General features: G+C 67.6%; 24 protein-coding genes. 13 read left to right on the forward strand and 11 right to left on the reverse strand.

From position 1 onward, the window contains the following. Nucleotides 1–3: 3 nt before the first annotated feature. From DID99_RS07890 to DID99_RS07920, 7 genes are all read right to left on the reverse strand, one after another. On the reverse strand, nucleotides 4–1,059 hold the full coding sequence (locus tag DID99_RS07890; RefSeq protein WP_124666458.1) for a bifunctional UDP-4-keto-pentose/UDP-xylose synthase: 1,056 nt from the start codon (nucleotides 1,057–1,059) through the stop codon (nucleotides 4–6). Continuing rightward, nucleotides 1,056–2,003: a formyltransferase gene (locus DID99_RS07895; protein ID WP_124570141.1), complete on the reverse strand. Its 948-nt coding sequence runs from the start codon at nucleotides 2,001–2,003 to the stop codon at nucleotides 1,056–1,058. The genes DID99_RS07890 and DID99_RS07895 overlap by 4 nt, the downstream gene beginning before the upstream one ends. Further along, on the reverse strand, nucleotides 2,000–3,022 hold the full coding sequence (locus DID99_RS07900; protein WP_044847240.1) for a glycosyltransferase: 1,023 nt from the start codon (nucleotides 3,020–3,022) through the stop codon (nucleotides 2,000–2,002). The genes DID99_RS07895 and DID99_RS07900 overlap by 4 nt, the downstream gene beginning before the upstream one ends. A gap of 6 nt (nucleotides 3,023–3,028) precedes the next feature. Further along, nucleotides 3,029–4,180, reverse strand: coding sequence for a DegT/DnrJ/EryC1/StrS aminotransferase family protein (locus DID99_RS07905; RefSeq protein ID WP_044847241.1), 1,152 nt, complete (start codon nucleotides 4,178–4,180; stop codon nucleotides 3,029–3,031). Between the two features lie 139 nt (nucleotides 4,181–4,319). Further along, complete coding sequence (locus tag DID99_RS07910; protein WP_044847242.1) at nucleotides 4,320–4,691, reverse strand: EamA family transporter; 372 nt, start codon at nucleotides 4,689–4,691, stop codon at nucleotides 4,320–4,322. 13 nt (nucleotides 4,692–4,704) lie between these two features. Next, complete coding sequence (locus tag DID99_RS07915; protein ID WP_124520207.1) at nucleotides 4,705–6,381, reverse strand: glycosyltransferase family 39 protein; 1,677 nt, start codon at nucleotides 6,379–6,381, stop codon at nucleotides 4,705–4,707. Nucleotides 6,382–6,516: 135 nt separating this feature from the next. Continuing rightward, complete coding sequence (locus DID99_RS07920; protein WP_006754746.1) at nucleotides 6,517–6,891, reverse strand: Mth938-like domain-containing protein; 375 nt, start codon at nucleotides 6,889–6,891, stop codon at nucleotides 6,517–6,519. A 314-nt stretch (nucleotides 6,892–7,205) separates the two neighbouring features. Between DID99_RS07920 and DID99_RS07925 the strand changes: the two genes are divergently transcribed. From DID99_RS07925 to DID99_RS07955, 6 genes are all read left to right on the forward strand, one after another. Continuing rightward, on the forward strand, nucleotides 7,206–8,444 hold the full coding sequence (locus DID99_RS07925) for a pyridoxal phosphate-dependent aminotransferase (protein WP_124486277.1): 1,239 nt from the start codon (nucleotides 7,206–7,208) through the stop codon (nucleotides 8,442–8,444). A 54-nt stretch (nucleotides 8,445–8,498) separates the two neighbouring features. Beyond that, nucleotides 8,499–9,827, forward strand: coding sequence for a homoserine dehydrogenase (locus DID99_RS07930; protein ID WP_124666459.1), 1,329 nt, complete (start codon nucleotides 8,499–8,501; stop codon nucleotides 9,825–9,827). Between the two features lie 14 nt (nucleotides 9,828–9,841). After that, nucleotides 9,842–11,293, forward strand: a complete 1,452-nt coding sequence (gene thrC, locus DID99_RS07935; protein ID WP_044847246.1) for a threonine synthase — start codon at nucleotides 9,842–9,844, stop codon at nucleotides 11,291–11,293. A 292-nt stretch (nucleotides 11,294–11,585) separates the two neighbouring features. Next, nucleotides 11,586–12,833: a gephyrin-like molybdotransferase Glp gene (gene glp, locus DID99_RS07940; RefSeq protein ID WP_124486279.1), complete on the forward strand. Its 1,248-nt coding sequence runs from the start codon at nucleotides 11,586–11,588 to the stop codon at nucleotides 12,831–12,833. A gap of 19 nt (nucleotides 12,834–12,852) precedes the next feature. Continuing rightward, nucleotides 12,853–13,110, forward strand: a complete 258-nt coding sequence (gene moaD, locus DID99_RS07945; RefSeq protein WP_006758354.1) for a molybdopterin converting factor subunit 1 — start codon at nucleotides 12,853–12,855, stop codon at nucleotides 13,108–13,110. Between the two features lie 157 nt (nucleotides 13,111–13,267). Continuing rightward, the gene (locus DID99_RS07955; protein WP_124666460.1) at nucleotides 13,268–13,744 is read left to right on the forward strand and encodes a molybdenum cofactor biosynthesis protein MoaE; all 477 of its coding nucleotides are present in this window, start codon (nucleotides 13,268–13,270) and stop codon (nucleotides 13,742–13,744) included. Nucleotides 13,745–13,813: 69 nt separating this feature from the next. Here the strand turns inward: DID99_RS07955 and DID99_RS07960 are convergent, their stop codons facing one another. Continuing rightward, nucleotides 13,814–14,374 (reverse strand): group III truncated hemoglobin, encoded by a 561-nt coding sequence (locus tag DID99_RS07960; RefSeq protein ID WP_124666461.1) that lies wholly within the window; start codon nucleotides 14,372–14,374, stop codon nucleotides 13,814–13,816. 265 nt (nucleotides 14,375–14,639) lie between these two features. On the opposite strand from DID99_RS07960, the gene DID99_RS07965 reads away from it, so the two are divergent. Continuing rightward, a complete protein-coding gene (locus DID99_RS07965; protein WP_124486281.1) occupies nucleotides 14,640–15,158 on the forward strand; it encodes an Rrf2 family transcriptional regulator in 519 nt (172 codons plus the stop codon). A 156-nt stretch (nucleotides 15,159–15,314) separates the two neighbouring features. Continuing rightward, nucleotides 15,315–17,912 carry an ATP-dependent chaperone ClpB gene (clpB, locus tag DID99_RS07970; RefSeq protein WP_044847251.1) on the forward strand — a complete coding sequence of 866 codons (2,598 nt, stop codon included), beginning with the start codon at nucleotides 15,315–15,317 and terminating at the stop codon, nucleotides 17,910–17,912. A gap of 122 nt (nucleotides 17,913–18,034) precedes the next feature. Here clpB and DID99_RS07975 read toward each other — a convergent pair whose 3' ends face one another. Further along, on the reverse strand, nucleotides 18,035–18,466 hold the full coding sequence (locus DID99_RS07975) for a YidB family protein (protein WP_124486282.1): 432 nt from the start codon (nucleotides 18,464–18,466) through the stop codon (nucleotides 18,035–18,037). A gap of 88 nt (nucleotides 18,467–18,554) precedes the next feature. Then, nucleotides 18,555–19,172, reverse strand: a complete 618-nt coding sequence (locus DID99_RS07980; RefSeq protein ID WP_124666462.1) for a helix-hairpin-helix domain-containing protein — start codon at nucleotides 19,170–19,172, stop codon at nucleotides 18,555–18,557. A gap of 286 nt (nucleotides 19,173–19,458) precedes the next feature. Here DID99_RS07980 and DID99_RS07985 point away from each other — a divergent pair, with 286 nt between their 5' ends. Further along, entirely contained in the window at nucleotides 19,459–19,920 is a 462-nt protein-coding gene (locus DID99_RS07985; RefSeq protein WP_124520211.1) for a MerR family transcriptional regulator, read from the forward strand. After that, nucleotides 19,904–20,338, forward strand: coding sequence for a carboxymuconolactone decarboxylase family protein (locus DID99_RS07990; RefSeq protein WP_124486285.1), 435 nt, complete (start codon nucleotides 19,904–19,906; stop codon nucleotides 20,336–20,338). Before DID99_RS07985 ends, DID99_RS07990 begins: the two co-directional genes overlap by 17 nt. Before the next feature lie 37 nt (nucleotides 20,339–20,375). Here DID99_RS07990 and DID99_RS07995 read toward each other — a convergent pair whose 3' ends face one another. Next, the gene (locus DID99_RS07995; protein ID WP_124570130.1) at nucleotides 20,376–22,307 is read right to left on the reverse strand and encodes a sigma-54-dependent Fis family transcriptional regulator; all 1,932 of its coding nucleotides are present in this window, start codon (nucleotides 22,305–22,307) and stop codon (nucleotides 20,376–20,378) included. 523 nt (nucleotides 22,308–22,830) lie between these two features. Here DID99_RS07995 and DID99_RS08000 point away from each other — a divergent pair. The 3 genes from DID99_RS08000 to DID99_RS08005 all read left to right on the forward strand — a co-directional run bounded on the left by DID99_RS08000 (nucleotide 22,831) and on the right by DID99_RS08005 (nucleotide 25,094). Then, on the forward strand, nucleotides 22,831–23,889 hold the full coding sequence (locus DID99_RS08000; protein WP_124570128.1) for an ATP-NAD kinase family protein: 1,059 nt from the start codon (nucleotides 22,831–22,833) through the stop codon (nucleotides 23,887–23,889). Continuing rightward, nucleotides 23,877–24,029 carry a hypothetical protein gene (locus DID99_RS37165; protein WP_185733746.1) on the forward strand — a complete coding sequence of 51 codons (153 nt, stop codon included), beginning with the start codon at nucleotides 23,877–23,879 and terminating at the stop codon, nucleotides 24,027–24,029. Before DID99_RS08000 ends, DID99_RS37165 begins: the two co-directional genes overlap by 13 nt. Before the next feature lie 81 nt (nucleotides 24,030–24,110). Further along, the gene (locus DID99_RS08005) at nucleotides 24,111–25,094 is read left to right on the forward strand and encodes a thiamine pyrophosphate-dependent dehydrogenase E1 component subunit alpha (RefSeq protein ID WP_044847260.1); all 984 of its coding nucleotides are present in this window, start codon (nucleotides 24,111–24,113) and stop codon (nucleotides 25,092–25,094) included. The last annotated feature ends 57 nt before the right edge of the window (nucleotides 25,095–25,151 follow it).

Consider the following 25,151-nt stretch of genomic DNA (forward strand, 5'->3'; position numbering starts at 1 on the left):
CCGTCAGTTCTGCTGCTCGACCAGCGCGCGCGCATCGGCGACATGGCCGCGATACGCTTCGAAGATCTTGCGCAGCGCGTCGTCGAACGTCGATTGCGGCGCCCAGGCGAGCTCCTGCATCGTGTTGTCGATCTTCGGCACGCGGTTCTGCACGTCCTGGTAGCCATTGCCGTAGTAGGCGCCCGACGTCGTTTCGACGAGTTGCACCTGCTTCGCGGAGCCGGCGTATTCCGGGTATTCGGCGGCCAGTTCGAGCATCTTGTGCGCGAGTTCGCGAACCGAGAAATTATTCTTCGGATTCCCGATGTTGTAGATCTTGCCCGATGCGACGCTGTTCTTGTTGTCGATGATCTTCATCAGCGCGCTGATGCCGTCGTCGATGTCGGTGAACGCGCGCTTCTGCGAGCCGCCGTCGACGAGGCTGATGTTCTCGCCGCGCACGATGTGGCCGAGGAACTGCGTGACGACGCGCGAGCTGCCTTCCTTCGGCGTGTAGATCGAGTCGAGGCCCGGGCCGATCCAGTTGAACGGACGGAACAGCGTGAAGTTCAGGCCTTCCATCCCGTAGCCCCAGATCACGCGGTCCATCAGCTGCTTCGAGCAGGCGTAGATCCAGCGCGGCTTGTTGATCGGGCCGTACGTGAGCGCCGATGCATCCGGGTCGAACTGCTCGTCCGAGCACATGCCGTAGACCTCGGAGGTCGACGGGAACACGAGGTGCTTGCCGTACTTGACGGCCGAACGCACGATCGGCAGGTTCGCCTCGAAGTCGAGCTCGAACACGCGCAGCGGCTGCTGGACGTAGGTCGCGGGCGTCGCGATCGCGACGAGCGGCAGGATCACGTCGCACTTCTTCACGTGATACTCGACCCACTCCTTGTTGATCGTGATGTCGCCTTCGAAGAAGTGCATCCGCTCGTGGTTGACGAGGTCGCCCAGCCGATCGGTCTGCATGTCCATGCCGAACACTTCCCAATCGGTGGTTTCAAGAATGCGCTTCGACAGGTGATGGCCGATGAAGCCGTTCACACCCAGGATCAGGACTTTTTTTGCTTTCATGAATGACGGGAAGAATGAATGAACTGCGCGAATTCCGCGGGCGTCACGACGGTTTCGCTGCCGTCGCGCTGCTGCCACAGCTCGAGAATGGATAGGGCGCGGCTGTCGCCGCAGACGCCGAATAGCGCATTATCGCTTACGTGCAGGCCGGGCGGCAAATCCGCTGCGGCCGCGGCGGCGGCGCTGCCGGGCGCCGCGAGGCGCGCGCGGGCGATCACGAAACGCGTGCCGGCGACGTCGGTGAACGCGCCCGGATACGGGGGCGCGACCGCGCGTACCAGGTTGTAGACCTGCGCGGCCGGCTTCGACCAGTCGACGCGGCCGTCCTCCGGCTTGCGCCCGCCGTAGTAGCTGCCGTTCGCGAGATCGTTCGGCAGGTGCGGCGCCTCGCCCGCGAGCAGCGCGGGCAGCACGCGCCAGAGCGTCTGCTCGGCGGCGACCGTCACCTTGTCGAACACCTGCGCGGCCGTGTCGTCCGGCAGGATCGGCACGGCGGTCTGGCCGATGATCGCGCCCGCATCGGGCTTCGCGGCCATCTCGTGCAGCGTCGCGCCGGTTTCCGTTTCGCCGTTCAGCACGGCCCAGTTGGTCGGTACCCGACCCCGGTATTTCGGCAGCAGCGAACCGTGCATGTTGTACGCGCCGCGCGGAGCGATCGCGAGCAGGTCCACCGGCAGCATGTGGCGGTAGTAGAACGAGAAGATGAACTCGGGCCGCGCGTCGGATACCGCGCGGCGCAGTGCCGGATCGGCGGGGTCGGCCGGCGTGACGACCGGGATCCCGTGCTCGGCGGCCACCGATGCGACGCTGCCGAACCAGATGTTCTCGTTCGGGTTGTCCTCGTGCGTGACGACGAGCGCGACGTCGACGCCGCGTGCCAGCAGCACCTGCAGGCAGCGCACGCCGACGTTGTGATACGCGAAGACGACGGCGCGCGGCTTCATTGCGACGTCCCCGTGCGGCTCGCGGGGGCCGGCACTGCCGGCATGCCGTCGTGCTGTTCGAGCACGGCCTGGATCAGGTAGCGCGGCCGTGCACGCACCTGCTGGTAGATGCGGCCGACGTATTCGCCGAGCAGGCCGAGCGCGAAGATGATCACGCCGAGCAGGAAGAACGTGATCGCGAACAGCGTGAACACGCCTTGCACTTCCGCGCCGACGATGAAGCGGCGCACGAGCAGCAGCACGAACAGCGCGGCGGAGCCGAGCGACAGGATCACGCCGATGAACGACAGCCACTGCAGCGGCACGACCGAGAAGCCCGTCACGAGGTCGAAGTTCAGCCGGATCAGGCTGTACAGCGAGTACTTCGACTCGCCCGCGAAGCGTTCCTCGTGCGCGACCTCGATTTCGGTCGGTTTCTGCGCGAACGTGTAGGCCAGCGCGGGGATGAACGTGTTGACTTCGCCGCACACGTTGATCGTGTCGATGATGCGGCGGCTGTACGCACGCAGCATGCAGCCCTGGTCGGTCATCTTGATCCGGGTGATGCGCTCGCGCAGCCGGTTCATCATCTGCGACGCCTTGCGGCGCCACAGGCTGTCCTGACGCTGCTTGCGGATCGAGCCGACGTAGTCGTAGCCTTCGCGCATCTTCGCGATCAGCTTGCCGATTTCCTCGGGCGGGTTCTGCAGGTCGGCGTCGAGCGTGATGACGATCTCGCCGCGCGACTGCGCGAAGCCGGCGAGGATCGCCATGTGCTGGCCGTAGTTGCCGTTGAGCAGCACGACACGCGTCGTGTCGGGGCGCACGTGGAACTGGTCCGCCAGCATCGCGGCCGAGCGGTCGCGGCTGCCGTCGTTGATCAGGATCACTTCGTACGACGTGCCGAGTGCGTCGAGTGCCGGGTAGAGCCGCGCGAACAGCGCGGCCAGGCCGTCTTCCTCGTTGTACACGGGGATGATGACCGATACCTCCGGGTTCGCGGCGCCCGGATGCCCGGCGCGTGCTTCAAGGTGATTCATGTACGCTTATTTTCCGTATTGTTCGCAAATCTGGTTGATGGCGTCGGCCACGCGACGCACGTCGTCTTCCGTCATCTGCGTGAAGAGCGGCAGCGTGACGGTCGATGCGCCGTATCGTTCGGCGTGGGGGAACATGCCCTCCTTGAAGCCGCGCGCACGATACAGCGTGAAAAGATGGATGGCCGGATAGTGGACGCCCGTGCCGATGCCGCGCTCCTTCATCTGCGCCATGAAATCGGCGCGCGAGATCGACAGCCGGTCGAGCGGCAGCGTGACCTGGAACATGTGCCAGTTGCTGTTCTCGAAATCGGCGACGGGCAGGCCGAGCCCGAGCTGCACGGCCGCACCGCCGTCGAGCGCGGCGAAATACGCGCGCGCGAGTGCGCGGCGCTGCGCGGTGAAGCGCTCGAGGTGCGGCAGCTGGCCGAGGCCGACGCGCGCGGCGACGTCGGTCAGGTTGTACTTGCCGCCGAGCACGTCGCAGTCCATCCCGTCGAAGCCGGTGCGCGTGATGCCCTGCAGCCGGTACTTCTGCGCGAGCGTCGCCTCGTCCTCGTTGTTCAGCACGAGCGCGCCGCCTTCGATCGTCGTCAGGTTCTTGTTCGCGTGGAAGCTGAACGACACGATGTCGCCGATCGCGCCGATGCGCTTGCCTTGCCACGTCGAGCCGAGCGCCTGCGCGGCGTCCTCGATCACGCGCAGGTTGTGTGCGCGCGCAATCGCGTACAGGCGGTCCATGTCGACCGGCAGGCCGGCCAGGTAGACCGGGATGAGCGCCTTCGTGCGCGGCGTGATCGCCTGCTCGAGCTTGTCGAGGTCGATGTTGCGCGTGACGGGGTCGATGTCGGCGAACACGGGCGTCGCGCCCGTCTCGAGGATCACGTTGCTGGTCGACACCCACGACGCCGGCGTCGTGATCACCTCGTCGCCGGGGCCGACGCCCGCGATGCGCAGGCCGATCTCGAGCGTGCAGGTGCCCGAATTGAACGCGCGGACCGGACGGCCGCCGCAGTACTCGGACAGCGCGGCTTCGAACTTCTGGCTCTGCGGGCCGGTGGTGATCCAGCCCGAGCGCAGCACGTCGACGACGCCCTGGATGGTTTCCTCGTCGATCTCGGGGCGGGTGAACGGCAGGAACGGAGCGGTAGTCTGGCTCATGAACACTTTGCCTGTAATGGCGTGTAATAAAGGGGTCGGGCGATCCGGCCCGAAACCGGCATTAAACACCGGTTGCCGGATTCGTACCGTGATTTTTTGTAGGCGGACGCTTAATGCCCGCCGGGCCGGCGGGGCGCGCTCAACTGCGCGCGAGCACGAGCACGCCGATCAGGATGATGCCGATGCCGACCAGCCGCTGGACCGACAGCACCTCGCCGAACAGGTACCAGGCGGCGAACGCGTTGACCACGTAGCCGAGCGACAGCATCGGGTAGGCGATCGACACGTCGACCCGCGACAGCCCGACAATCCAGACGACGACGCTCAGCACGTAGCAGCCGAGGCCGCCGATGATCGGCAGCTGGGTCGCGATCTTCAGGCCGACCGGCAGGATGTTCGCACGGCTGAATTCGAAGTGTCCAACGGCGTTGACGCCGGCTTTCAGCAGAAGTTGCGCACAGGCGTTGAGCATCACGCCGGTGATGATGCAGACGAACGAAACGGGATTCATGCGGCGGGCGTCCTTACGATTGCGGTTTCTCGACGATCACGCGGCGGTTGTCGCGCGCGATCACGCGCATCGGCACGCCTTGCCTGACCAGCGTGTCGTACTGGCCGGGCGGCATGATCGCGAGCGCATGGGTGTCCTGCTTCCAGCGTTCGATCCATTGGTCGACGGTCGGGATCCACTTGTCCGGCTCGACCGAGATCCCGAATGCGAGCTCGTCCTGGCGCTGGACCATGATCGTCGTGTGGCCCATATAGAACGGGAACGTGTGATCGAGCATCTCGATCGAGTAGAACGGCGTGTCGGGCGGCAGCTTCGCCAGTTCGGCGCGCACGGCGGGCGCGAGCAGCGCGCCCGAGCTGTAGCGGCCGAATTCGTCGTGACCGGTGCCGCCGATCGTGCCGAACGCGAGCCACGCGGCGCCGAACGCGGTGATCGCGGCCGCGACGCCCACGCGGCGGTTCAGCCAGGCGGCCGCGAGCGTCAGCGCGCCCGCGACCGCGAGGCCCGCGTACAGCCACACCTGGAACGCACGATACAGCGCGTTCGGCGTGCGGGCGTCGCCCTGATACGCGAGGAAGATGATCCCGAACGCCGCGACGACGAAGAACACGAGGTAGCCGAGCAGGTGGCGGCGGAACCGGTCGGCGCTCATCAGCGGCAGGTACGCGCCGATGATCAGCGCGAGCGCCGGCGCGACCGGCAGCACGTACGAGATCAGCTTCGAGTGCGACGTGCTGAAGAACAGGAAGATGAACGCGCTCCAGATCAGCAGCACGAGCATCGGCGAGAAGCCGTTCGGCTGGCGCGGCATCCGCAGCGCATGGCGGATGCTCTGCCACGCGACCGACAGCCACGGCAGGAAGCCGACCAGCAGCACCGGCACGAAATAGTAGAACGGGCCCGGGCGGTTCTGTTCCGGGGTCAGGTAACGGCGGAACTGCTGGACAATGAAGAAGAAGTTGAAGAACTCGGGGTTGCGCTGCTGGACGAGCACGAACCACGGCGTGACGATCGCGAAGAAGATCACGAGGCCGCTCACCAGATACAGCCGCTTCCACAGTGCCCAGTCCCGGGCGATCAGCGTGTAGAGCACGAGCACGGCGCCGGGCAGGATCAGGCCGACGAGGCCCTTGGACAGCACGGCGAACGCCATCGCGGCCCAGCACGCCCACATCCAGCCGCGCACCGCGCCCGCCGGCAGCCCGGGCCGCTGCGCGAGCAGCAGCGAGCAGAGCGACAGCGCCATCCAGAACGCGAGCCCCATGTCGAGGGCGTTGAAGTGGCCCATCAGGTTCCAGTACGGCGAGCACGCGAGCACGACGGCCGCGAGCAAGCCGGACAACGGGTTGAACAGGCGCGCGCCCGTGAAGCCGACCAGCAGCACGCCGGCGAAGCTGGCGAGGCCCGTGTACAGGCGCGCCTGCCATTCGCCGATGCCGAACCAGGCGAACGTCAGCGCGTTCAGCCAGGTCTGCAGCGGCGGCTTCTCGAAATACTTGTAGCCGTTGTAGCGCGGCGTGATCCAGTCGCCGGTGACGAACATTTCCCGCGCCATTTCCGCGTAGCGGCCTTCGTCGCTCGGGATCAGGTGGCGCAGCCCGAGCGGCGCGAACCAGACGATCGCGAGCGCGACGAGCAGGAGGACGAGCGTGATGCGATTGAGCGGTAGCCTCGACGGCGTATCGTTCATGAATTTTCAGCCTGTTGGTTGTTGTAAGCGCCGCCGGCGGGTCGCGCCGGCGGCGGCCGGCTTGCCGGTTGCCGATCCGCGTGATGATCCGGGGATCGACCCGGTGTGCCGGCCCGAGTTTTACCGCATCGGGGATTAACGTTCAATTAAGAGCGCGGCGGCCACTTTGCGGCCCTCGGCCATCAGGATGTTGTAGGTCCGGCAGGCGGCCTGGAAATCCATCGTCTCGACGCCGATCCGCTTGGCCGTCAGCGCGGCCACGAGGCGCGGGTGCGGGAAGCGCAGCCGCGCGCCGCTGCCGAAGATCACGAGTTCGGGGGCCGGGTCGAGCAGCATCGCGAAATGCTCGGGCGCAAGCGCGTCGAACGACGACACGGGCCAGTCCCGCACCGGCGCGCCGGGCAGCACGATGACGCTCCCTTCGTGGCGTTGGAGGTTGACGTCGACATAATCGGGGCCGTAGCCGGTGACGGTGTTGAGCGCGCCGCTCGTGTCCTGGTGCAGTTTCAAATCGGTATTCCGCGGTTCCGTGGAGGGAAGGTCTGGCAAGGGCCGCACGGGCCCGGGCGGCCGTTTCGCGACCGGCGCACGCGGGACGCCTGACGGCGCGGGCCCGGAGCGGCCATGGTGCATTGCGAAAGTTGGCCAAAATCCGCTAAATTATAACTTTTTGGTCGCCCCCGGGCGCCACTTGCATCGTGCGTCGCCACAAGCCGCGTCCGACTGCCCGCATTTTCCCCAGTCTAGACAGCGCGCATAGACCAGCCGCTCTCCAGTTTTGATCCCGTCCCCGGCCGCAAGGCCAACCCAGGAACCGTGTCGTCGTGAAACCGATTCAGAAGTCGAACAAGCTGCTCAACGTCTGCTACGACATCCGTGGCCCCGTGCTCGAGCACGCGAAGCGCCTCGAGGAAGAAGGCCACCGGATCATCAAGCTGAACATCGGCAACCTCGCGCCGTTCGGTTTCGACGCGCCGGACGAAATCATCCAGGACATGATCCGCAACCTGCCGGCGTCGTCCGGCTATTCGGATTCGAAGGGCGTGTTCTCGGCCCGCAAGGCCGTGATGCACTACACGCAGCAAAAGGGCGTCGTCGGTGTCGGCCTCGACGACATCTACATCGGCAACGGCGCGTCCGAGCTGATCGTGATGGCGACCCAGGCGCTGCTGAACGACGGCGACGAAGTGCTGCTGCCGGCGCCCGACTACCCGCTGTGGACGGCCGCCGTGAGCCTGTCGGGCGGCACGCCCGTGCACTACGTGTGCGACGAGCAGAACGCGTGGATGCCCGACCTCGACGACATCCGCCGCAAGATCACGCCGAACACCAAGGCGATCGTCGTGATCAACCCGAACAACCCGACCGGCGCGCTTTATTCCGACGAATTGCTGCTCGAATTGCTCGAGATCGCACGTCAGCACGGGCTGATCGTGTTCGCCGACGAGGTCTACGACAAGATCGTCTACGACGGGCTCGAGCACACGGCGCTGGGCTCGCTGTCGGAAGACGTGATCACCGTCACGTTCAACAGCCTGTCGAAAAGCTATCGCTCGTGCGGCTACCGCGCGGGCTGGATGGCCGTGTCGGGCCTCGGCGGCGACAACCGCCGGCGCGCGAAGGATTACCTGGAAGGCCTCGGGATCCTGTCGTCGATGCGCCTGTGCGCGAACGTGCCCGGGCAGTTCGCGATCCAGACCGCGCTCGGCGGCTACCAGAGCATCAACGAGCTGATCGTGCCGAGCGGGCGCCTCTTCAAGCAGCGCGAGCTCGCGTACGACATGCTCACGTCGATTCCCGGCGTGACCTGCGTGAAGCCGCAGGCCGCGCTGTACATGTTCCCGCGCCTCGATCCGAAGCTTTATCCGATCCAGAACGACCAGCAGTTCATCCTCGACCTGTTGCTCGAGGAACGCGTGCTGCTCGTGCAGGGGACGGGCTTCAACTGGGCGGCGCCGGATCACTTCCGCGTGGTCTTCCTGCCGAACCTCGACGACCTGACCGATTCGATCAACCGGATCGCGCGCTTCCTCGACGGCTACCGCAAGCGTCATTCGGTCTGAGCGGACAGCGTCCCCCGGCATTCATTCAATTCTTACTCATCGATCACACGCAGCATGGAACCGATCAAAGTTGGCCTGTTGGGCTTCGGCACCGTCGGCAGCGGCACCTTCACGGTGCTGCACCGCAACCAGGAAGAAATCAAGCGACGCGCGGGGCGCGGCATCGAGATCGCGCGCATTGCCGTGCGCAATCCGGCCAAGGCGCAGGCCGCGCTCGGCGGTAACGCCGGCGCCGCGCAGATCACCGACGATTTCAACGCGGTCGTCGACGATCCGTCGATCTCGATCATCGCCGAGATGATCGGCGGCACGGGCATCGCACGCGAGCTCGTGCTGCGCGCGATCGCGAACGGCAAGCACGTCGTGACGGCGAACAAGGCGCTGCTCGCGGTACACGGCACCGAGATCTTCGAGGCCGCGCGCGAGAAGGGCGTGATGGTCGCGTTCGAGGCGGCCGTCGCCGGCGGCATCCCGATCATCAAGGCGCTGCGCGAAGGCCTGACCGCGAACCGCATCCAGTACATCGCCGGCATCATCAACGGCACGACGAACTACATCCTGTCGGAAATGCGCGACCGCGGCCTCGACTTCGCGACCGCGCTGAAGGCCGCGCAGGAGCTCGGCTATGCGGAAGCCGATCCGACCTTCGACATCGAAGGCGTCGACGCCGCGCACAAGGCGACCATCATGAGCGCGATCGCGTTCGGCGTGCCGGTCCAGTTCGACCGTGCCTACGTCGAAGGCATCAGCAAGCTCGACGCGACCGACATCCGCTACGCGGAAGAGCTCGGCTACCGGATCAAGCTGCTCGGCATCGCGCGCCGCGCCGAAAACGGCATCGAGCTGCGCGTGCACCCGACGCTGATTCCGGAGAAGCGCCTGCTCGCGAACGTCGAGGGCGCGATGAACGCGGTCGTCGTGCACGGCGACGCGGTCGGCACGACGCTGTACTACGGCAAGGGCGCGGGCGCGGAACCGACCGCGTCGGCGGTCGTCGCGGATCTCGTCGACGTCACGCGCCTGCACACGGCCGACCCAGAGCATCGCGTGCCGCATCTCGCGTTCCAGCCGGACAGCCTGTCGAACACGCCGATCCTGCCGATCGAGGAAGTGACGAGCGGCTACTACCTGCGCCTGCGCGTGGCCGACCAGACCGGCGTGCTCGCGGACATCACGCGCATCCTCGCCGCCACGGGCATCTCGATCGACGCGCTGCTGCAGAAGGAATCGGAGCAGGTCGACGACGCGAACGGCGAAACCGACATCATCCTGATCACGCACGAGACGCTCGAGAAGCACGTGAACGCGGCGATCGCGCAGATCGAGCGCCTCGCGACGGTGGTCTCGAAGGTGACGAAGCTGCGCATGGAAGCGCTGAACTGAGGACCAGGAACGACATGAACTACATCTCCACGCGCGGCGCCGGCATCGGCGAGCGCCACACGTTCTCCGACATCCTGCTCGGCGGCCTTGCGAAGGACGGCGGGCTGTACCTGCCGGCCGAATACCCGCAGGTGTCGGCCGACGAACTCGCGCGCTGGCGCACGCTGCCGTACGCGGATCTCGCGTTCGAGATCCTGTCGAAGTTCTGCGACGACGTGCCGGCCGACGACCTGCGCGCGATCACGCGCCGCACCTATACGGCCGCCGTATACAGCAACACGCGCCACGGCGAGAATGCGTCCGACATCACGCCGCTGAAGACGCTCGGCACCGAGAACGGCGCGGCGCTGTCGCTGCTCGAACTGTCGAACGGCCCGACGCTCGCGTTCAAGGACATGGCGATGCAGCTGCTCGGCAACCTGTTCGAGTACACGCTCGCGAAGCACGGCGAAGCGCTGAACATCCTCGGCGCGACGTCGGGCGACACCGGCAGCGCGGCCGAGTACGCGATGCGCGGCAAGGCAGGCGTGCGCGTGTTCATGCTGTCGCCGCACAAGAAGATGAGCGCGTTCCAGACCGCCCAGATGTTCAGCCTGCAGGATCCGAACATCTTCAACCTCGCGGTCGAAGGCGTGTTCGACGACTGCCAGGACATCGTGAAGGCTGTCTCGAACGATCACGCGTTCAAGGCGCAGCAGAAGATCGGCACGGTCAACTCGATCAACTGGGCGCGCGTCGTCGCGCAGGTCGTGTACTACTTCAAGGGCTATTTCGCGGCGACGACGTCGAACGACGAGCGCGTGTCGTTTACGGTGCCGTCGGGTAACTTCGGCAACGTCTGCGCGGGTCACATCGCGCGGATGATGGGCCTGCCCATCGCGAAGCTCGTGGTCGCGACCAACGAGAACGACGTGCTCGACGAGTTCTTCCGCACCGGCGCATACCGCGTGCGCAGCGCGGAAAACACCTATCACACGAGCAGCCCGAGCATGGACATCTCGAAGGCATCGAACTTCGAGCGCTTCGTGTTCGACCTGCTCGGCCGCGATCCGGCCCGCGTGATGCAGCTGTTCCGCGACGTCGAGGAGAAGGGTGGTTTCGATCTCGCGGCGAGCGGCGATTTCGCGCGCGTCGCCGAGTTCGGCTTCGTGTCGGGCCGCAGCAGCCACACGGACCGTATCGCGACGATCCGCGACGTGTTCTCGCGCTACGACACGATGATCGATACGCACACGGCCGACGGCGTGAAGGTCGCGCGCGAGCATCTCGACGCGGGCGTGCCGATGGTCGTGCTCGAGACGGCCCAGCCGATCAAGTTCGGCGAGACGATCCGCGAAGCGCTCGATCGCGAGGCCGAGCGGCCGGCTGCATTCGACGGGCTCGAGGCGCTGCCGCAGCGTTTCGAGGTCGTGAAGGCCGACGCGCAGCAGGTGAAGGACTTCATCGTCGCGCATACGGGCGCATGACGTAGCACCGGGGTAGCACCGTGCCGCGGGGTCGCAAGCCCGGCGGCGCAGCACGGCCGGAATGCCGATTCGTCGCACGGATCGGGGTTCCGGCCGTTTTGTTTGGGTTGGGCGGCGGCCGCGCACGGGCGCGCCGTCCGCCGGCGCGCGAATCGAAACAAGCAAATCGCAACGAGTGCCAGTGCCGCGTGTTCGCGCCGATCACAGTTGCCGCATGTCCGGCATATCGCGCGTGGGCGCGACGGCGTCGCTACAATGACGTATTGACTCCAACGTTTCCCCGATTCCATCGATGTCGAATCCGAATCCCGCGGCGCCGCGCGCGCCGATGCTGTCGACCGCCGAGGCGCTCGCCGCGCTGCTCGAAGCCGCGAAGCCGTTGCCCGGCGCCGAAACCGTCGCCACGCTCGACGCGCTCGGCCGCGTGCTGGCGGCCGACGTGAGTTCGCCGCTCGACGTGCCGCCGATGCATACGAGCGCGATGGACGGCTACGCGGTGCGCGTCGCCGACCTGCTGCACGGCGAGCGGCGCCTGCCGGTGTCGCAGCGGATTCCTGCCGGCCATCCGGCTGCGCCGCTCGCGGCGGGCACGGCCGCGCGGATCTTCACCGGCGCGACGGTGCCGCCCGGCGCCGACGCCGTCGTGATGCAGGAACAGACGTCGGCCGACGGCGATGCGGTCGAGATCCTGCACACGCCGAAGGCCGGTGAATGGATCACCGCGCAGGGCGCGGACATCCGCCAGGGTTCGGTGATCCTGCCGTCCGGCACGCGGCTCACGCCGCAGGCGCTCGGGCTGGCCGCGTCGGTCGGCTGCGCGCAGCTGTCGGTCGCGCGGCGGATTCGCGTCGCGGTGTTCTTCACCGGCGACGAACTGACGATGCCGGGCGAGCCGCTGAAGCCCGGCGCGATCTACAACTCGAACCGCTTCACGCTGCGCGGGCTGCTCGAGCGGCTCGGTTGCCACGTGACCGACTACGGGATCGTGCCCGACTCGCTCGCCGCGACCCGCGACACGCTGCGCGAGGCCGCGCGCGATCACGACGTGATCCTGACGAGCGGCGGCGTATCGGTCGGCGACGAGGATCACGTGAAGCCGGCCGTCGAGGCCGAAGGGCGGCTCGCGCTGTGGCAGATCGCGATGAAGCCGGGCAAGCCGCTCGCGTTCGGCGCGGTGCGCCGCGGCGACGCGCGTCCCGACGCCCATTTCATCGGGCTGCCGGGCAACCCCGTGTCGAGCTTCGTCACGTTTCTGCTGTTCGTGCGGCCGTTCCTGCTGCGCCTGTCCGGCGTGCGCGACGTCGCGCCGCGCGCGCTGTCGCTGCGCGCGGACTTCTCGCAAGGCAAGGGCGACCGGCGCAACGAATTCCTGCGCGCGCGCGTCAACGCGGCCGGCGGCCTCGACCTGTTCCCGAACCAGAGCTCGGCGGTGCTGACGTCGACGGTCTGGGGCGACGGACTGATCGACAATCCGCCGCAGCACGCGATCAGCGCGGGCGAGACCGTGCGTTTCATTCCGTTTTCCGAATTGCTGTCGTAATACGACGGCTTCCCGACTTATGAAGATTCAGCTGAAATTCTTTGCAAGCGTGCGCGAGGCGCTGGGCGTGTCCGACGAGCAGGCCGACGTGCCGGACGGCGTGACGACCGTCGGCGACGTGCGCGCCTGGCTGCGCCTGCGCGGCGGCGCGTGGGCCGAAACGCTCGCCGAAGGGCGCGCGTTGCGCATGGCATGCAATCACGAGATGACCGATCCCGATACGCGGCTCACCGACGGTTGCGAGGTCGCGTTCTTTCCGCCGGTGACGGGCGGTTGAGCTTTGGATGGGACCAGAGTAGGTGCTAAAGCGCTAACTCTGGTCGACCGCGAAGCATGGGACCAGAGTAAGCGCTAAAGCGCCAACTCTGGTCGACCGCAAAGCATGGGACCAGAGTAAGCGCTAAAGCGCCAACTCTGGTCGACAGAGGCAGATGATGGCAACGATACGAATCCAGACCGACGACTTCGACCTGAACACCGAAGTCGCGGCACTGCGCGCGCGCAACCCGAAGATCGGCGCGGTCGCATGCTTCGTCGGCACCGTGCGCGACCTGAACGAAGGCGATTCGGTCGCCGCGATGGAACTCGAGCACTATCCGGGGATGACCGAGAAGGCGCTCGAGAAGATCGCCGCCGAGGCCGGCCGGCGCTGGCCCGGGATCGACGTCGCGATCGTGCACCGCGTCGGCCGGCTGCTGCCGCTCGACCAGATCGTGATGGTCGCGACGGTCGCGTCGCATCGCGGCGACGCGTTCGCGTCGTGCGAATTCGTGATGGACTACCTGAAGACCGAGGCGCCGTTCTGGAAGAAGGAAACAACGCCGGACGGCGAGCGCTGGGTCGATGCCCGCAGCACCGACGATGTGGCGCTCGCGCGCTGGGGCGTCGAATCGGGTAACACGCCGCGTTGAGCGCGGCGTTCGCATTGTGCGGCGATGTGCCGCAGGCGCTCGCGGGTTCGAGCGCCGCGAATCGTCGTGTCAGGCGTCCGGATCCGTGCCGCGTCCGATGATCTTCGTCGGAAACGGTTCGCCGCGGGCACGTGACGGCAGCGCATGCGGATCGTCGCCCGTGTCGCGGCGGCGCGGCGCGATCGCGTCGAGCAGCGCCTGCTGCTCGGGCGGAATCGGGTAATCCCAGCCGAATCGGCTCAGCTGCAGGCTCTGCGCGATCCGCAGCGCGGGCTCCATGAAGCGGATGGCCGCGGGCGGCGTGTAGCGCCCCTCGACGGTCTTCAGGAACAGCGACAGCCAGCGGCTGAAATGCGCGGGCTCGATCCCGTCGAGCGGCTGGTGCGCCTGCTGCACGTTGCCGCGATAGCTCTTGGTGCCGAGCACGAGGCTCGACCAGAAGCTCACCATCTTCGGCAGATGGTCGTCCCAGCGGCCGTCCAGCTTCGCGTCGAACACGGGGCCCAGCAGCGGATCGGCGCGCACGCGGTCGTAGAACGCGTACACGAGGTCGCGGATGTTGTCTTCGGTCGGTTCGGCGTCGCGCGGGCGGGCCGGGGCGGTATCGGGTGTGGCGGGCAGGGCGGTCATGGCAAAAAAGGGCCGGGAAATTCAGGGCATCGGTGACGTGTCGGCGGAACGGCGGCGCGGGCAACGCGCAGGACGCCGACGGAATTTTGACGCAAAATAGCGTCCACCCCTGCCTGAAAAATGCGCAAATTTCATGCATCTTATTGCGCGCAGGCCGTCCCGGCAACCCGGCGTCGTGGGTGGCCTCGACAGCCGCCCCCGCGCGCGTTCCGATCGACCCGCTTCGCCCGAGCGGGGCACGATCGACGATTTTCCGTATCTGCTCATGAGACTCACCGACTACACCGACTACTCGCTGCGCGTCATGTTGTATCTCGCCGTGCGCGGCGAGGGGCTCGCGACGATCCAGGAGATCTCGGACGCCTACGGCATCTCGAAGAACCATCTGATGAAAGTCGTGCAGCAGCTCGGCGAGCTCGGCTGGGTCGACACCGTGCGCGGCCGCAACGGCGGGCTGCGGCTGTTCCCCGAATCGCTGAAGCTGACGGTCGGCCAGGTGGTGCGCGCGACCGAAAACGATTTCGCGCTGGTCGGCTGCTTCGTGGCCGACGGCGACGAGGCGCGCGGCTGCGTGATCGAGCCGCAGTGCCGCCTGAAAGGTGTGCTGGCGGCCGCGCGCGACGCATTCTTCGCCGAGCTCGACCGCCACACGCTCGGCGAGCTGAGCGTGCCCGCGTCGCCGCTCGCCGCGCTGCTGGGCATTCGTCCGATCGCGCGGGTGCGCGCCGAACCGTCCGGGGATGACGCGCCGGCGGCCGCCGAATCGTCGTCGAGGGGCGACTGACACGCCGGCGCCATCCCCGCCGTCCGCGCTGCGGCCCGCCCACAGGCCGGCGGGTCGCCGCTCGGCGATTTTTGCGTTGAATCAACCCGAATTCCGCTTGAAACCCGTATAACCATCCTCATCTTGGTGTTAATCGAAAATTGGAGGTCTCACCAAATGAGAATCGACAAGCTCACCACCAAGTTCCAGGAAGCACTCTCTGACGCGCAAAGCCTCGCGGCAGGCCGCGACAATCAATACATCGAACCCGTTCACGTGCTGGCGGCGCTGGTCGCGCAGCAGGATGGCTCCGCCCGCTCGCTGATGTCGCGCGCGGGCGTTCACGTGCAGGCGCTGCAAGGCGCGCTGAACGAAGCCATTTCGCGCCTGCCGCAAGTGACGGGCACGGGCGGCGACATCCAGATCGGCCGGGAGCTGGCCGGGCTGCTGAACCAGGCCGACAAGGAAGCGCAGAAGCTCAACGACACGTTCATCGCGAGCGAGATGTTCCTGCTCGCCGTGTCCGACGACAAGGGCGAAGCCGGCAAGCTGGCCCGCCAGCACGGCCTCACGCGCAAGGCGCTCGAAGCCGCGATCGCCGCGGTGCGCGGCGGCTCGCAGGTGCACAGCCAGGACGCGGAAAGCCAGCGCGAGGCGCTGAAGAAATACACGGTCGACCTGACCGAGCGCGCCCGCGCGGGCAAGCTCGATCCGGTGATCGGCCGCGACGACGAAATCCGCCGTTCGATCCAGATCCTGCAGCGCCGCACCAAGAACAACCCGGTGCTGATCGGCGAGCCGGGCGTCGGCAAGACCGCGATCGTCGAAGGGCTCGCGCAGCGGATCGTCAACGGCGAAGTGCCGGAGACGCTGAAGGGCAAGCGCGTGCTGTCGCTCGACATGGCCGCGCTGCTCGCCGGCGCGAAGTATCGCGGCGAGTTCGAGGAGCGCCTGAAGGCCGTGCTCAACGACATCGCGAAGGACGAAGGCCAGACGATCGTGTTCATCGACGAGATTCACACGATGGTCGGTGCTGGCAAGGCCGAAGGCGCGATGGACGCGGGCAACATGCTGAAGCCGGCGCTGTCGCGCGGCGAGCTGCACTGCATCGGCGCGACCACGCTCGACGAATACCGCAAGTACATCGAGAAGGATGCCGCGCTCGAGCGCCGCTTCCAGAAGGTGCTCGTCGACGAGCCGAGCGTCGAGGCGACGATCGCGATCCTGCGCGGGCTGCAGGAGAAGTACGAACTGCACCACGGCGTCGACATCACCGACCCGGCGATCGTCGCCGCGGCCGAGCTGTCGCATCGCTACATCACCGATCGTTTCCTGCCGGACAAGGCAATCGACCTGATCGACGAGGCTGCGTCGAAGATCAAGATGGAAATCGATTCGAAGCCCGAAGAGATGGACAAGCTCGATCGCCGGCTGATCCAGCTGAAGATCGAGCGCGAGGCCGTGAAGAAGGAGCAGGACGAAGCGTCGCAGAAGCGCCTGCAGCTGATCGAGGAAGAGATCGAGCGGCTCGGCCGCGAATATGCTGACCTGGAAGAGATCTGGACCGCCGAGAAGGCCGCGGTGCAGGGCAGCGCGCAGCTCAAGGAAGAGATCGAGAAGGTGCGCGCCGACATCGCGCGTCTGCAGCGGGAAGGCAAGCTGGAGAAGGTCGCCGAACTGCAGTACGGCAAGCTGCCGCAACTCGAGTCGCGACTGAAGCAGGTCACGCAGGCCGAAGAGCAGGAGCAGCACAACCCGACGCGTCCGCGGCTGCTCCGCACGCAGGTCGGCGCCGAAGAAATCGCGGAAGTCGTGTCGCGCGCAACCGGGATTCCGGTGTCGCGGATGATGCAGGGCGAACGCGAGAAGCTGCTGCACATCGAGGAGAAGTTGCACGAGCGCGTGGTCGGCCAGGACGAGGCGATCAGCGCGGTCGCGGATGCGATCCGTCGTTCGCGCGCGGGTCTCGCCGATCCGAACCGTCCGTACGGCTCGTTCCTGTTCCTCGGCCCGACGGGGGTCGGCAAGACCGAGCTGTGCAAGGCGCTGGCGTCGTTCCTGTTCGATTCCGAAGAGCACCTGATCCGCATCGACATGAGCGAGTTCATGGAGAAGCACAGCGTCGCGCGGCTGATCGGCGCGCCGCCGGGCTACGTCGGCTACGAGGAAGGCGGCTACCTGACGGAAGCCGTGCGCCGCAAGCCGTACAGCGTGATCCTGCTCGACGAGATCGAGAAGGCGCATCCGGACGTGTTCAACGTGCTGCTGCAGGTGCTCGACGACGGCCGCATGACCGACGGGCAGGGGCGTACGGTCGACTTCAAGAACACGGTGATCGTGATGACGTCGAACCTCGGCTCGCAGGTGATCCAGGCGATGACGGGTTCGCCGCAGGAAGAGATCAAGGACGCCGTGTGGCTCGAAGTGAAGCAGCACTTCCGTCCGGAGTTCCTGAACCGGATCGACGACGTCGTCGTGTTCCACGCGCTCGATCGCAGCAACATCGAGTCGATCGCGAAGATCCAGCTCGCGCGCCTGCACGACCGGCTCGCAAAGCTCGACATGGCGCTCGACGTGTCGCCGGCGGCGCTCGAGCAGATCGCGAAGGTCGGCTACGATCCGGTGTTCGGCGCGCGGCCGCTGAAGCGCGCGATCCAGCAGGAGATCGAGAACCCGGTCGCGAAGCTGATCCTCGCGGGCCGCTTCGGTCCGAAGGACGTGATCCCGGTCGACGTCAACGACGGCCAGTTCGTGTTCGACCGCGTCGTGCACTGATCGCCGGCAATCGGCCGCGTGTCCGGTTCGCGCCGGGCACGCAAAAACAAACACCCCGCTCAGGCGGGGTGTTTGCATATGGGGCGGCCGAAACCGCCGGCGAGGCCGTCAGCCGGCGCGGCTCAGGCCTGCTTGTTGCCGCCGAACATGCCGGCGAGCTGCGTGAGCGTGCCCAGCACGTTCGACGTGTCGATCTGGCCGCCGGCCGGCACTTCGCCGTTCGGCGTCGCGCTGTTGACGACGTGCGGCAGCACCTGCGCGAGGATCGACGAGGCCTGGCCCGGATCGATGCCGATCTTGCTGGCGAGCGAACCGACGACGTCCGAGCCGAGCACGTTCTGCAGCGTGTCGGGCGAGATCGGCTGGTTTTCGCCGGTGCCGACCCACGAGCCGATCACGTCGCCGGCGCCGCCTTTCTGGAACTTCTCGATCAGGCCGTTCAGCCCGCCCGGCTGGTTGTTGATGAATTCGAGCGCGGTCGCGATCAGCGCGCTTTGCGAGTTGCCGCCGGCCTGGCCGCCGAGCAGACCGCCAACGATATCGAGGAGACCCATGGTTCTTCACCTTTACTGAAAAGGGCGCCGTGACGACGGCGCCCGTTGATCGAATGCCGCGCGCACGCCATCGCGCGCGCGGCGCACATCAGGCGCCCGACGCCGCGGCGGCGGAGGCTGCCTTGTCCTTCTTGCTCTTCTTCTTCGAACCCTTCGTCGCCTTCGTGGACGACGCTGCGGCCGGCGCGCTCGCGCTCGCGCCCGCGTCGGCGGAGGCCGCCGCGGCAGCGGCCGCCTTCTCCTTCTTCGAGGCGCGCTTGCCCTTGGCCGGCTTGGTCGCCGCTTCCGGAGCGCTCGCGGCCGGTGCAGGTGCCGCAGCCGTCGTGCCGGCCGTCGCGGTCGTCGACGTCGGAGCGGTGCCTGCCGGCGTCGTGGCCGACGTGGTCGACGAGGTCGTCGCGGCCGGCTTCGACAGCTTCACGCCCTTCGGCGGCGTCGACGAGCCGCCGATCGTCAGGCCGTTTTCCTCCAGATGCCCGACCGACTTCGTGCCGAGACCCTTCACGCGGTTCGCGAGATCGTCCGCGTCCTTGAACGGGCCGTTCTTGGTGCGTTCGTCGATGATCGCCTTCGACTTCACGGGGCCGAGGCCCTTCACCGATTCGAGCGCGGCCTGGTCGGCCGTGTTGACTTCGACGGCCGCGGCGAGGCCGGCGGCAAGCGACAGCGATAGCGCGACGAACAGCATCAGCAGCTTTTTCAGCATGGCAAAGGCTCCCTGGTTCTGACGGATGAATGGCTGTTGCAACGGACGGCGGGGCGAGGCCTGGCCGGGCGTCGCCGTTAAGCATAGGACAAATGCGTGCCCTTTTTGAGACAGGCTGACCGAATCTTGCTGAAGGCTTGCGTCGCTGTAAAGACGGAAAGCCGCGTCGGGTGGCCGTTTTGACCATTCTTTACGGTGTCCGCGGCGGTGATTCCAAATTGTTGTACTTGGCCGTGCGACAACGCTTGACTTAGAGTGAACTCTAACTCCTAACCTTGTTCCTGCCATGTCGAAAACCGTATCCAGATCCTCCACCGCCGGTCCGCTCACGATCGGGCAAGTCGCCGAACTGACCGGCGTGTCGACGCATACGCTGCGGTATTACGAGCAGGCCGGCCTGCTGCGCGCGATTTCGCGCACGGCGGCCGGGCACCGGCTCTACGCGCCGGCCGATCTTGACTGGCTGGGCTTCGTGATGCGCCTGAAGGCGACCGGCATGCCGATCGCGCAGATGCAGCAGTTCGCGGCGCTGCGTGCGCAAGGCGAGTCGACGTTCGGTGCGCGGCGGGACTTGCTGGTCGCGCATCGCGACGCGGTGCGCGCGCATATCGCGGAGTTGCAGGCAAGCCTCGACGCGATCGGCGACAAGATCACGTACTACGAGACGCAGGAACGCGAGACGGAACGACGGGCGAACCCTACTCACTCATTCTCGGAACAGGACGGACACCATGGAACGACTCGTTGAAGATCGCTATGCGCGCGGCTGGAACAAGCTGAAGGAAATCGACGGCGAAGTAGGCGAACGCGTGATCGCGTCGCTTGCGCCGATCGCGCCGGACTTCGGGCGGCTGATCGTCGAATTCGGTTTCGGCGACATCTACAGCCGGCCGCAGCTCGACCTGAAAGCGCGCGAGATCGCGACGATCGCCGCGCTGGCCGCGCTCGGCAACGCGCAGCCGCAACTGAAGGTGCATGTCGAGGCGGCGCTGAACGTCGGCTGCACGCGCGACGAGATCGTCGAGGTGTTCATGCAGATGGCCGTCTACGCGGGTTTTCCGGCCGCCCTCAACGCGTTGTTCGCCGCGCACGAGGTGTTCACGCGGCGCGATGAAGCGGCCGGTCGGGACGCCGGCACGACCGAAGCGGGCGCGCGCGCCGCGTGACGCGACGCGTGCCGACGCATCGCGCGAGCCCAATGCTTCAGAGGCGGTGCGGTGCGACGATCCGGTGTTTCGCGATCCGCCGGTACAACGTCGCGCGCGAGATGCCGAGCGCCTGCGCGGCAGCGTCCGGCCGCCAGCGATGCGCGGTGAGCGCCGCGACGATGCGGCCGCGTTCGTCGTCCGGCAGCGCGCCGGCCGGGCCCGCGCCGAGCTGCGCGGCGAGATCGGCGGGCAGGTCGCGCCGCGTCACGCGTGCGGCGTCGCACACCGCGCACGCATAGCGCAGCACGTTGCGCAGCTGCCGCACGTTGCCGGGCCACGGATACGCGGCGAGCTGCTCGGCGAGCGTCGCGTCGAGCGTGAGCACATGGCCGGTCGCCTGCGCTTCCTCGGCGAACACCGCGGCGATCACGTCGCGCACGTCCGCGCGCTCGCGCAGCGGCGGCAGTTCGAACGTCGCGCCGCTCAGCCGGTAATACAGATCCTCGCGGAACGTGCCGTCGGCCACCATCCGCGCGAGATCGCGGTGCGTCGCGCAGATCACGTCGAGATCGACGCGCACCGGCGTATCGCTGCCGAGCGGGACGACCTCGCCGTCGGCGAGCACGCGCAGCAGGCGCGTCTGCAGCGTGAGCGGCATGTCGCCGATTTCGTCGAGGAACAGCGTGCCGCCGTCGGCGAGCGCGATCTTGCCGCGCGCGCCGTGCTTGCGCGCACCGGTGAACGCACCGGCCGCATAGCCGAACAGCTCGCTTTCGATCAGCGCCTCGGGCAGCGCGCCGCAGTTGACCGCGACGAACGGCCGTGTGCGTCGCGCACCGGCGTCGTGGATCGCGCGGGCGAACACTTCCTTGCCCGCGCCGGTTTCGCCAAGCACGAGAATCGGCAGCCGCTTGCTCACGACACGCAGCGCGAGTTCGGCCTGCTGCGCGACCCGCGCGTCGCTACTGTGCAGGAACGGCGTCAGCGCGCCGACGTGGCGCTGCGCGGTGCCGGGGCGGCGCGATGCCGGGGCGGCTCGTGCCGTGCCGGTTTCGCGGCCGGCGCGCCGTAGCGGCGCGCGCAGCCGTGCGTAGAGCGGGGCGCCCGTCGCGCGCAGCCGCAGCGCGACGATCGCATCGAGCCGCGCGGCGTCGCGCAGCGGCATCTCGGTCGCATCGAAGATCTCGTCGATATGGCGCGGTTCGCGCAGCGCCGGCAGCGCGTCGCGCGCCGTCCGGTTCGCGGCGACGATATTGCCGCATTCGTCGAACGCGATCAGCCATTCGGGTTGCGCCTCGACGTAGTGACGATTCGGATGCCCGAACAATATCCAGTGCTGCGCGGTGCTGTGCACGAAGTAGCCATCCTCGATCAGCGCCGCGCTCTGCCGCACGAGCTGGTACACGAGACGCTGGCTGTCGCGGCCGTCCGGCGACTGGACGGCCGACGCATCGAGCACGCCGATCAGTTCGCCGCCCGGCGCGAAGATCGGGGCCGCGCTGCAGGTGAGCGTGGTGAACGCCGCGCGGAAGTGGTCGGTCTTGTGCACGGTGATCGGCGCGAGATCGGTCAGCACGCTCGCGACGCCGCAGGTGCCTTCCTCGCTTTCCGACCAGCACGAGCCGATGTGCAGCCCCGCATGACGGAAGTCGTTGCGGCGTTCGCGGTCGATCCGGTAATCGATCGTCACGCCGTGCGCGTCGGTCAGCATCACGCAGTAGTCGGCGACGCGAATCATGTCGTGCAGGCGTGTCAGGCACTGGCCCGATGCGCGCAGGAAGGCCTCCTCCTTGTCGCGCACCTCGCGCAGCTCGGCCGCGGTCAGCACGCGCGGGCCGATCGACGACGCCGGGTCGAGCGCGTAGCGCTCGAGCGAGCGCTGCCACGACGACACGAGACGCGCGGAATCGGCCGGCGCGGGCAGGCGTCCGGCGAGCGCGCCGAGCACACGGTCGGCGTGCTGGGCCTGGGGGACTGCGTAGGGCATGATCGGCTCCGGTTCCGTACGGCGGGGAATTCGATGTTCTTGTAGCACATCCGCTTGCGCGGATCACATTGCATCGCAGCACGCGCGCGGCGTGAGACGGTCGTCTCAGCGGTATCTCAGCCGGTCTCGCGCGGCTGAGACGCGCGGGCAGGCCGCGCGCAACGGTGGGCCGGCGCACGGCGGTGCGCGCCGCGCCGCGAGCCGCGTGGCTTGCCGGCGAAATTGCGGTCCGGATGAAGGCGCCGAAACCGGCGCGCCAGGAGATCGACCGCGTGAGACACACGGGCGGTTTCGCAGGGCGTCGGGCGCTCGCGGCAGCAGATGCCGATGCCTGGCGTACCGGCCGAGCCAGTCCACACGCGGGTTTCGCGGTCATTGCACACACGGTGGCACGCCGCTTGCAGATGTCACGGGCAAGCCGGCGCAATCGCGTCGGCGACGACGATCCGCTGCCCTCGATGACGGCGGACGACACATGCAAGGCCGGCGCGCGAGCGCCGGCCCACTGGATGGAGACAAGCCCGTGACGACGCCCGTGACCGTCGGCGTGATCGCGAACCCCGCATCGGGGCGCGACATTCGCCGCCTGACGACGCATGCATCCGTATTCCCGACGGCGGAAAAGGCCAACATGGTCGTGCGCCTGCTCGCCGGCCTCGGTGCGATGGGCGTCGAGCGCGTGCTGACCTTGCGCGACAAGACGGGCATCGCGACGCTGCTGATGCGTGCGCTCGATACGCATCGCGCGGTCGCGCCGCACGAGCGCTGGCCCGACGTCGAATTCGTCGACCTGCCGATCTCGGACACCGTCGCCGACACGCAGGCCGGTGCCGCCTACATGCGACGGATGGAAGTCGCGTTGATCGTCGTGCTCGGCGGCGACGGCACGCATCGCGCGGTCGCCGCGCATTGCGGCGCGACGCCGCTCGTCGCGCTGTCCACCGGCACCAACAATGCGTTTCCCGAACATCGCGAAGCGACCGTCGCGGGCGTCGCGGCAGGACTTGCCGCGACCGGCGCCGTGCCGGCGGAGGTCGCGTTCATGCGCAACAAGCGGCTCGTCGTGCGCTGCGCGGCGGGCGCGAACGCGGGGCGCGAGGAGATCGCGCTCGTCGACGTATGCGCGGCCCGCCAGCGCTTCATCGGTGCGCGCGCGATCTCGGGGCCCGACGACATCGACACGCTCTACCTGACGTTTGCGGAGCCGGACGGCATCGGCCTGTCCGCGCTCGGCGGCGCGTGGGCCCCGCTCGAGCGCAGCGCGCCGCACGGGCTCGCGATGCGCTTCGCCGCCGACGGCAAGACCGCCGGCACGCCGCTCGTCGCGCCGATCGCGCCCGGCCGCGTCGATCGTGTCGTGATGCGCAGCTGCGAGCGGCTCGAGCCGAATGCGTGGCAGACGATCCCGTTCGAGCACGGCACGCTCGCGTTCGACGGCGAGCGCGAGATCGAGGTCGCGCGCGGCGAGCGCTACGAGATCGCGCTCGACTGGCGCGGGCCGTTGACGGTCGATGTCGGCCGCACGCTGCGTTACGCGTCGTCGCGGCAGCTGTTGCGCGATGCCGGCGCGTGGCGCTTCTGATCGCGGCTTCGCGACGACATCTCGATCGGATTCCGAACCTTCTACAAGGAGACTTCGTCATGACAGCCCGTTTCGACGAACCGGTCGCCATCGCGCGCATGCGGGCCGCGCGCGTCGACGGGCGCTTCACGTTTCACTGACGGCCGCAGGGCCGCCATGCAATCCGTCGCCGCAGCATTGCCGCGGCGGCATTCGCAGTCAGACCTATCCAGGAGACACACATGACCGTTTCGACACAGCTCAGCAGGGACACGCTGCTGGACGCCTACCGGCTGATGCGCACGATCCGCGAATTCGAGGAGCGCCTGCACGTCGAGTTCGCGACCGGCGAAATCCCCGGCTTCGTTCACCTGTACGCGGGCGAGGAGGCTTCCGCGGTCGGCACGATGCTGCATCTCGGACTTGCGGACTACGTCGCCACCACGCACCGCGGGCACGGCCACTGCATCGCGAAAGGCGTCGACGTGCACGGGATGATGGCCGAGATCTACGGCAAGAAAACGGGCGTCTGCCACGGCAAGGGCGGCTCGATGCACATCGCCGACCTGGCGATGGGGATGCTCGGCGCGAACGGGATCGTCGGCGCGGGCGGCCCGCTCGTGTGCGGCGCGGCGCTCGCGGCCAAGCACAAGAAGACCGGCGGCGTCGGCGTGTGCTTCTTCGGCGACGGCGCGTCGAACCAGGGCGTGATCTTCGAATCGATGAACCTCGCGTCGGTGTGGCGCCTGCCGGCGATCTTCGTGGCCGAGAACAACGGCTATGCGGAAGCGACGTCGTCGAGCTGGTCGGTCGCGACGGACAACATCGCCGACCGCGCGAACGGCTTCGGGATGCCGGGCGTGATCGTCGACGGCTTCGACTTCTTCGCGGTGCACGAGGCGCTCGGCGAGGCCGTCGCGCGCGCGCGCAACGGCGGCGGCCCGACGCTCGTCGAGGTGAAGTTCACGCGCTACTTCGGCCATTTCGAAGGCGATGCGCAGACCTACCGCGCGCCGGGCGAAGTGCAGAAGCTGCGTGACGAGAAGGACTGCCTGAAGCATTTCGAAGCGCGCGTCGTGCGTGCCGAGGTGCTGACGACCGACGATCTGCGCGCGGTCGATGCGCAGGTGAAGGCGCTGATCGACGATGCGGTCGCGCAGGCGAAGGCCGCGCCGCTGCCCGACGCGGCCGACCTGCTGACCGACGTGTACGTGTCGTACCCGTGAGCGCGCTCTGACACAGCTGCCGGCGGCCGGCGCAGCCGGCACGGCGAACCGAATATC

The organism is Burkholderia sp. Bp8986, from assembly GCF_003854225.1.
Taxonomy (GTDB): domain Bacteria; phylum Pseudomonadota; class Gammaproteobacteria; order Burkholderiales; family Burkholderiaceae; genus Burkholderia.